The sequence below is a fragment of the Mesorhizobium sp. M7A.F.Ca.ET.027.03.2.1 genome (assembly GCF_003999175.1).
Taxonomy (GTDB): domain Bacteria; phylum Pseudomonadota; class Alphaproteobacteria; order Rhizobiales; family Rhizobiaceae; genus Mesorhizobium.
This window is the reverse complement of the sequence record NZ_RZOM01000168.1, coordinates 1-7,896: the sequence shown is the minus strand read 5'-3', so window position 1 is coordinate 7,896 and position 7,896 is coordinate 1. Positions and strand designations below refer to the sequence as shown.

Sequence of the window (7,896 nt, the reverse complement as noted above, 5' to 3'; positions counted from 1 at the left end):
TTCCGGCGGCGTTGCTCGTCGGCGCGCTGGTCGGTGCTGCGAACGGCTTTCTCGCGACAATCGTGCGCATCCAGCCGATCGTCGCCACGCTCGGCACCTATCTGATCCTGGCCGGCGTCACGCTGACGATCCTGCCGGCGCCGATCGGCCCGGCGCCGGCTTGGCTCAAGGCCTTGTCCGGCCCGCTCTCGATGCTTCCGCTGGCACTGATGTTCATCGCTTGGTGGCTGGTGCGGCGCACGCCTTACTACGACCAGTTGATGGCGGTCGGCAGCGACGATCGGGCCGCCTACACCGCCGGCGTCGATGTCACGCGCGTGCGCTTCATCGCCTATGTCATGACCGGCATCTTCGGCGGCTGCGCCGGGCTGATGCTGACCGCGCTGATCGGCTCCGCCGACCCTAACATCGGGCCGACCTACACGCTGATCGCCATCGCCGCCGTAGCGCTCGGCGGCGTCAGCCTGGCCGGTGGGCGTGGCGGCGTCGCCGGTGCAGCCATTGGCGCCATCGACATCTTCCTGCTGCAAAGCGTGCTGACGACGTTCAACGTCTCGACCTTCGTGCTGCAGATCGCCTACGGCGCGATCCTGGTGCTGGCCGTGATGCTGACAGCGCTGCAGGAACGTCTTGCCACGAGGGGGCGCTAACATGACCGGGCGAAACCTGTTCGCGACAACCAACGCCCGCGTCGTTGGCGCCTTCTGCGTCGCCGCCCTTCTGCATCTCGCCGGCACGGTCCTCATTCCTGGCTACTCCGCGCCGTTTGCCATACGCGCCATGCTGGTGCTCGCCTCGCTGCTCGCCGTCGCCTCGATCGGACAGACGCTGGTCGTCATCATGGGCGGGATCGATCTGTCGATCCCGTTCGTCATCGGCTTTGCCAATGTCGTGGCGGCGCAGCTCTATGGCGACGGCTGGAATTTTGTTGTGGTCTGCGGCCTTGTCGGTGCGCTGGCGCTCATCATCGGCGGGCTGAACGGGCTGATCTCGCGCAGTCTCGACATCCAGCCGCTGATCGTCACGCTCGGCTTCGGCATGGTCGTGCAAGGGCTGGTGCTGCTGTGGACAGCCGGCTTCCCATCGGGCTCCGCGCCGCAAGCGGTTTCCAGCTTCGTGTCGATCGGCGGATCGGCCGGACCGCTGCCGGTGCCGTGGCTGGTGCCGAGCCTGGTCGTGCTGGCCGCACTCGTCGTGCTGGTGCTGGAGCGAACGCCCTATGGCCGCCGGCTCTACGCGCTGGGCAGCAATCCGGGCGCGGCGCCACTGGCGCTGATTGACCCGGTTCGCATGTGGGTCATCACCTATGCGGCAAGCGCTTTCTTCGCCGCCGTGGCAGGGGTGCTGCTGCTCGGCTTCACCGGTTCGGCCTATGGCGATGTCGGCCAGCCCTATCTGTTCCAGACCATCGCGGCGGTCGTCGTAGGAGGCGCAGCACTTGTCGGCGGCCGGGGAAGCTATCTCGGCACGATCGCCGGCGTGCTGGTGCTGACCGAGATCAACACGCTGCTGATCGGCCTCGGCTTCCAGCCCGCAGCGGTGCAGGCCGCGCTCGGCTTCGTCATCGTGCTGCTGGTTTCGCTCTATGGCCGCGAACGGCACGTCTCGACAACCATCTGAAAGGACCAGTCAGTCGAGCCGCCACAGCTTGCGGGCATTCCCGGACAACAGCCTGTCGCGCTCGGCAATGCTGCAGCCCGAGAGCAATGCATGGGTCGCCGCCACCCAGGTCGACAGGCCGCCGCCTAGCGTGCAGACCGGCCAGTCGCTGCCCCAGACGACGCGGTCCCAGCCGAATGAATTGATGGTGTGCTCGACGTACGGCCGCAACGTCTCAACCGTCCAGCTGCCGGCATCGGCATAGGCGACGACACCGGAAATCTTGGCCAAGACATTCGGGCGCCGGGCGATGTCGCTCATATGCTCGCGCCATGGATGTTCGCTCTTGCCTTTGATGTCGGGGACGCCGCAATGGTCGAGGATGAACGTCACATCGGGTGCCAGATCGGCCAGCGCGATCGCCTTGGGGATCTGGTGCGGCAGCACGACGAGATCGAAGGTCAGGCCGGTGCCGCCAAGCCGCTTTATGCTGTCGCGAAACACCGCACCTTCCGAGAGATCGTCGGGCACGACATGGAGGACGCGGCGAAAGCCTTTTACGAACGGGTTTGCCCGCTGCCGTTCGAGATAGGCCGCGAAGTCCCCTTCCTCAGGGCGGCAGGACGCGATCACCCCGGCCAGCATGCTGCCGGACTGCCGTGACAGTCCTTCCACACGAGCGGTCTCGGCTTCGATGTCGGCCGCATCGACATCGACCTCCATATGCAGCACACGCCCGACGCCGACACGCTGCGCCTCCGTCGCGTAGTCTTCATAAGAGAAATCGCGGTTGAGCGCCGGCACGCCGGCGAGCCAGGGATAGCGCAGGGCCGAGCGATCGATCAGGTGAAGATGGGTATCGATGATCATGGTGAGGCTCCTCCCTCTGGCTTTTTAAATCATCTCACGGGGGAATTCTTCATTCAAATAAGAATTCATGCCGATGAGCCGACTGCTGATCCAGCGAGGTGCGACAGCTTTTCACACGTCGCCAGCAACAGTTCGATCGTCCTGGTGATGTCGGGCGCGGAAGGCGCGTTGACCACCGTGATGTAGGGAATCGACAGTGCGGCGATTGCCTTGCCGTCGGAACTGCGCACCGGGGCGGACAGGTTGAAGACGCCGGCTGTCTGCATCGAGGCCATCATCTCGTAGCCACGGTCGCGGATTTGGTCGAGACGGGTGAAGAACTCGGTCGATTGCGCCGTCTTGTCGGTGCTGCGGACGTGTTCGGAAATCATCATCTGGCGCTCTTCCGGTGAGCGGAAGGCGAGCAGCACATGTCCCGATCCGGTGTCGAACAAACTGATATGGGAGCCGACCCGGATCGATATGCCCCAGTAGTTCGGTGCTTCCTGCTGGCCGATGACGACGGCAGAACCGCGATCAAAAACAACGAGTTGGTTGGCCTGCTGCGATGTCTCGGCAAGTTCACGCATCAGCGGCGTCGCATAGGAGACCAGCCGCCGTACCGGCGCGTGCAACTGTGCCAGACCGAACAGTTTGAGCGTTAGCGAATAGCGGTCGCCATCGAGGCGCGTGACGTAGCCGCGCCGCACCAGCCGGTCGAGCATGCGATAGAATTCGTTGGGACTGCGGTCGAGTTTCTTGGCGATTTCGGCCTGGGTCAGGCCGCCGTCGACGCCCGCCAGCAGTTCAAGGATATCGAGCCCCTTGTCGAGCGCCGGCGCGCGATAGCGCTCGTCTTCGCTGTCGTCCATGGGCTCATCCTCCAGTGAATTTCACCCTTCATATACGCAGGAACGTGCGCGGCGGAAACAAATTTCGCCTTGACGTGTCTATGAATGTTTTGTTTGTATATGAATGTAGCACTTCTTGTCATCAGACGAGTTGCGGTCGCCGCGGAGGCGGCACCAAGGGAGGATACCAATGAACAGACTGCTGTCCGGCGTGTGCGCCGGTGCATTGTTGCTCGCGTCAGGTGCGGGCGCTGCCCTTGCCGGCGACCTGCCCGGCAAGTTCGAAGGCGTGACCGTCGACGTGAAGCTGATCGGCGGCCAGCAATATGAAAAGCTCTACGAGCGCATTCCCGAATGGGAGAAGGCGACCGGCGCCAAGGTCAACATCCTGACCAAGAAGAACGGCTTCGACATCGACAAGGAGCTCAAGTCCGACATCGCCTCGGGTAGCACCAACTGGTGCGTCGGCTGGAACCATTCGTCCTTCGCGCCGCAATATACGGGCCTTTACACCGACCTCAGCAAATTGCTGCCCAAGGAAGAGATCGACGCTTTCGTGCCGTCGACCATCAAGTCAGCAACCATCGACGGCAAGCTGGAGATGCTGCCGCGCGCGCAGTTCGACGTTTCGGCGCTCTACTACCAGAAGAGCCTGTACGAGAACGCCGACAACAAGACCAAGTTCAAGGCGAAATACGGCTATGATCTGGTGCCGCCGGATACCTGGAAGGAAGTCACCGACCAGGCTGAGTTCTTCGCCAACCCGCCCAATTTCTACGGCACGCAGTTCGCCGGCAAGGAAGAGGCGATCAACGGCCGCTTCTACGAGATGGTGGTCGCCGAGGGCGGCGAATACCTCGACAAGGACGGCAAGCCGGTCTTCAACTCCGAGGCCGGCATCCGGGCGCTCGACTGGTTCGTAAACCTCTACAAGGCCAAGGCCGTACCGGCCGGCACGACCAACTATCTCTGGGACGATCTCGGCCAGGGCTTTGCCTCCGGCACCGTCGCCATCAACCTCGACTGGCCGGGCTGGGCCGGTTTCTTCAACGACCCGAAATCGTCGAAGGTCGCGGGCAATGTCGGCGTCAAGGTTGCCCCGAAAGGGTCGTCCGGCAAGCGCACCGGCTGGTCCGGTTTCCATGGCTTCTCGGTGACCGAGAACTGCCCCAACAAGGAGGCCGCGGCTTCCCTGGTGTGGTGGCTGACCAACGAAGACAGCCAGAAGCTCGAGGCCGCCGCCGGCCCGCTGCCGACCCGCACCGCGGTGTGGGACTGGGATTTGAAGCAGGCCGAAAACGATCCTTACAAGAAGGAGGTTCTTACCGCCTTCCAGGAAGAGGCCAAGCACGCCTTTGCCGTGCCGCAGACGCCTGAATGGATCGAGATCTCGAACGCCGTCTATCCCGAGTTGCAGGCGGCGATCCTCGGCGACAAGACCTCCAAGCAGGCACTGGACGATGCGGCCGCCAAGGCGACGCAAATCCTCCAGGACGCCGGCAAGCTCTAGAACGGGCTCCCAGGGCTGCCTCCCCCATTGGTAATGGGGGAGGCGATCGCGTTTCGCGGCCAGCGGTTTGCGCTAACCCATCGCCCCCGGCCCACGCACCGCCGTCCAAATGCAAACACTTCAAGGATTCTGATGAAGGGCCTCAAGCCATCCGCGCCATTCCTGCTGCTGCTTCCGGCCATGATCGTGCTGGCGGCGGTTGTCGTTGTGCCGTTGCTGTTGTCCCTTTACTCCAGCTTCACGCCGTTCCGCCTGACGCGGCCCGAAACGTTCTACGTCTTCATCGGCATCCGGAACTATCTTTCGATCCTGTCCAACACCGATTTCTGGTGGGCGTTCGGCCGCACGGTGATGCTGCTGACCATCGCGCTCAATCTCGAAATGCTGCTCGGCCTTGGGCTTGCCATGCTGGTCGAGAAGGCGACACGCGGCCAGCGCATCCTGCGCACGCTGATGATGTTTCCGATGATGTTTTCGCCGATTCTCGTCGGCTTCCAGTTCAAGTTCATGTTCAACGACAATATCGGCCTGGTGAACAATGCGCTGCAGTCGCTCGGCATTACGCAGGACGCCATACCGTGGTTGATCGAGGGCCATCTCGCCTTCATCGCGATTTCGATCGCCGAGATCTGGTCGTCGACGGCGATCTTCGCCATCCTGATCCTCGCCGGCCTGCTCGCCATGCCCAAGGAGCCGATCGAGGCGGCGCGTGTCGACGGCTGCACGCCGTGGCAGACATTCCGCTATGTGACGTGGCCGTTCGTCATGCCTTTCGCCTACATAGCCATGACTATCCGTTCGCTCGACGTGGCGCGCGCCTACGACATCGTCAAGATCATGACCGATGGCGGACCGGCGGGCCGCACCGAACTGCTATGGACCCTGGTGGCCCGCACCGCCTACAGCGACGGGCGCATGGGCATGGCCAACGCCATGGCCTATTTCTCGATCCTGCTGTCGATCGCCTTCACCGTCTACTTCTTCAACAAGCTCGCCGCGGCGCGCACGCAGATTGGTGCGGAGTGGTGAAGATGGACGAGAATTCTTCCGCCCGCCTGAAGCGCCGGCTGCTGGGCATCGTCTATCGCATTGGCCTGTTCCTGGCGATGCTGACGATCTGCCTGCCGGGCCTGTGGATCGTCCTCTCGTCGCTGCGGCCGGCGGTCGAAATCATGGCCAAGCCGCCGGTCTGGATCCCGCAGGAGATTTCGTTCGACGCCTATGTCGCCATGTTCAGCGGTATCGGCAAAGGCGGCATTCCAGTGATCGAATATTTCCGCAACTCGTTGATCATCTCGGTGACCTCGACGGTCATTGCGGTGGCCATCGGCATGGCCGGCGGCTATGCGTTCGCCCGCTACCGCTTCCGCGGCAAATCGAGCGTCTTCCTCGGGCTGATGCTGACGCGCACCGTGCCGGGCATTGCACTCTCGCTGCCGCTGTTCTTCCTCTATGTGCGGCTCGGCATCATCGACACGCATTTCGGACTGATCCTTGCCTACGTTGCGCTCAACGTGCCGTTCACGATCTGGCTGATCGACGGCTTCTTCCGCCAGGTGCCCAAGGACCTCGCGGAGGCGGCACAGATCGATGGCTGCACGCGCTGGCAGGCGTTCTGGCAGGTCGAGTTCCCGCTTGCCGGGCCGGGCATCGCGTCGGCCGCGATCTTCGCCTTCCTGACATGCTGGAATGAGTTCGCTCTGGCCTCGCAGCTGACCCGTTCGGTGAGCGCCAAGACGCTGCCGGTCGGCCTGCTCGATTACACGGCCGAGTTCACCATCGACTGGCGCGGCATGTGCGCGCTGGCCGTGGTGATGATCATCCCGGCGCTCACCCTCACCTACGTCGTCCAGAAACACCTTGTCGGCGGCCTGACCTCCGGCGCGGTGAAAGGCTGATACATGGCAACCGTTACCCTCACCAAGCTGACCAAGCGCTACGGCACTGTCGGGATCGTGCACGGCATCGATCTCGACATCGCCGACCGCGAGTTCATCGCGCTGGTCGGCCCCTCCGGCTGCGGCAAGTCGACGACGCTGCGGATGATCGCCGGGCTGGAAGAGATCAGCGCCGGCTCGATAGAGATTGGCGGGCGCATCGTCAACGATTTGCCGCCACGCTCGCGCAACATCTCGATGGTGTTCCAGTCGTACGCGCTCTATCCGCACATGACGGTGCGCGAGAATCTCGGCTTCTCGCTGAAGATCGCCGGTGCCGCCAAGGAAGACATGGACCGCCGTGTCGCCGAAGCCTCGGCCATCCTCGGCCTCGACACGTTGCTGGATCGCCGCCCCTCACAACTGTCCGGCGGTCAGCGCCAGCGCGTCGCCATGGGCCGCGCCATCGTGCGCGATCCCGATGTGTTCCTGTTCGACGAGCCGCTTTCCAATCTCGACGCCAAATTGCGCACGCAGATGCGCACCGAGATCAAGAAGCTGCATGCCAAGGTGCAGTCGACGGTGATCTACGTCACCCACGACCAGGTCGAAGCAATGACGCTGGCCGATCGCATCGTCATCATGCGCGACGGCCATATCGAACAGGTCGGCACGCCCGACGAGGTCTTTCGGCGGCCGGCAACCCGCTTCGTTGCCGGCTTCATCGGTTCGCCGCCGATGAATTTGCACGAGGCCACGATCGATGACGGCCAGATGGTTTTCGCCAACGGCGAAAAGCTGCCGCTGCCCGCTCAGTTCAAGGCCAATGTCACGACCGGCGACAAGGTTGTGTTCGGGCTACGGCCGGACGACATCTATCCAACCGGCCATGGCATCAGTTCCGGTGGCGCGGCAGACGTCCACCAGATCGAACTGCCGATCACCGTTACCGAACCGCTCGGCAACGAGACGCTGGTGTTCGTCGAATTCAACGGTACGGACTGGGTGTCGCGCATGCTGAACCCGAGGCCACTCCGGCCGGGCGAGCGCGTCGCCATGAGCCTCGACATGTCGCAGGCGCATCTGTTTGCCACCGAGACCGGAAAGACATTGCGGAGCTGATCGGCATGGCCAGAATCGAGAAAGTCGAGCTGCGGATGGTGGACCTTGTGCCCAAGGTCAAGCGCACCGACGCGATCCAGAGCCTGTC

General features: G+C 63.2%; 8 protein-coding genes. 6 read left to right on the top strand and 2 right to left on the bottom strand.

Going from position 1 to position 7,896, the window contains the following annotated elements; genetic code table 11:
- The coding region (locus EN750_RS10235) for an ABC transporter permease (RefSeq protein WP_145967535.1) at nt 1–650 on the top strand (650 nt) is incomplete at its 5' end.
- A 1-nt stretch (nt 651) separates the two neighbouring features.
- Nucleotides 652–1,620, top strand: coding sequence for an ABC transporter permease (locus tag EN750_RS10230; RefSeq protein ID WP_127396351.1), 969 nt, complete (start codon nt 652–654; stop codon nt 1,618–1,620).
- A 9-nt stretch (nt 1,621–1,629) separates the two neighbouring features.
- Here EN750_RS10230 and EN750_RS10225 read toward each other — a convergent pair whose 3' ends face one another.
- Together EN750_RS10225 and EN750_RS10220 are read right to left on the bottom strand one after the other, a co-directional pair.
- Nucleotides 1,630–2,469 (bottom strand): amidohydrolase, encoded by an 840-nt coding sequence (locus tag EN750_RS10225; protein ID WP_127396350.1) that lies wholly within the window; start codon nt 2,467–2,469, stop codon nt 1,630–1,632.
- 65 nt (nt 2,470–2,534) lie between these two features.
- Entirely contained in the window at nt 2,535–3,320 is a 786-nt protein-coding gene (locus EN750_RS10220; protein WP_127267478.1) for an IclR family transcriptional regulator, read from the bottom strand.
- 169 nt (nt 3,321–3,489) lie between these two features.
- On the opposite strand from EN750_RS10220, the gene EN750_RS10215 reads away from it, so the two are divergent.
- The 4 genes from EN750_RS10215 to ugpC all read left to right on the top strand — a co-directional run bounded on the left by EN750_RS10215 (nt 3,490) and on the right by ugpC (nt 7,808).
- Nucleotides 3,490–4,809, top strand: coding sequence for a sugar ABC transporter substrate-binding protein (locus tag EN750_RS10215; RefSeq protein WP_127396349.1), 1,320 nt, complete (start codon nt 3,490–3,492; stop codon nt 4,807–4,809).
- Nucleotides 4,810–4,941: 132 nt separating this feature from the next.
- On the top strand, nt 4,942–5,838 hold the full coding sequence (locus tag EN750_RS10210; RefSeq protein ID WP_127396348.1) for a sugar ABC transporter permease: 897 nt from the start codon (nt 4,942–4,944) through the stop codon (nt 5,836–5,838).
- Between the two features lie 2 nt (nt 5,839–5,840).
- A complete protein-coding gene (locus tag EN750_RS10205; protein ID WP_127267476.1) occupies nt 5,841–6,707 on the top strand; it encodes a carbohydrate ABC transporter permease in 867 nt (288 codons plus the stop codon).
- Between the two features lie 3 nt (nt 6,708–6,710).
- A complete protein-coding gene (gene ugpC, locus EN750_RS10200; protein ID WP_127396347.1) occupies nt 6,711–7,808 on the top strand; it encodes a sn-glycerol-3-phosphate ABC transporter ATP-binding protein UgpC in 1,098 nt (365 codons plus the stop codon).
- The last annotated feature ends 88 nt before the right edge of the window (nt 7,809–7,896 follow it).

Coding starts and splice junctions, on each gene's coding strand:
- EN750_RS10230 (WP_127396351.1), top strand. CDS start 652: ATGACCGGGCGAAACCTGTTCGCGACAACCAACGCCCGCGTCGTTGGC.
- EN750_RS10225 (WP_127396350.1), bottom strand. CDS start 2,469: ATGATCATCGATACCCATCTTCACCTGATCGATCGCTCGGCCCTGCGC.
- EN750_RS10220 (WP_127267478.1), bottom strand. CDS start 3,320: ATGGACGACAGCGAAGACGAGCGCTATCGCGCGCCGGCGCTCGACAAG.
- EN750_RS10215 (WP_127396349.1), top strand. CDS start 3,490: ATGAACAGACTGCTGTCCGGCGTGTGCGCCGGTGCATTGTTGCTCGCG.
- EN750_RS10210 (WP_127396348.1), top strand. CDS start 4,942: ATGAAGGGCCTCAAGCCATCCGCGCCATTCCTGCTGCTGCTTCCGGCC.
- EN750_RS10205 (WP_127267476.1), top strand. CDS start 5,841: ATGGACGAGAATTCTTCCGCCCGCCTGAAGCGCCGGCTGCTGGGCATC.
- ugpC (WP_127396347.1), top strand. CDS start 6,711: ATGGCAACCGTTACCCTCACCAAGCTGACCAAGCGCTACGGCACTGTC.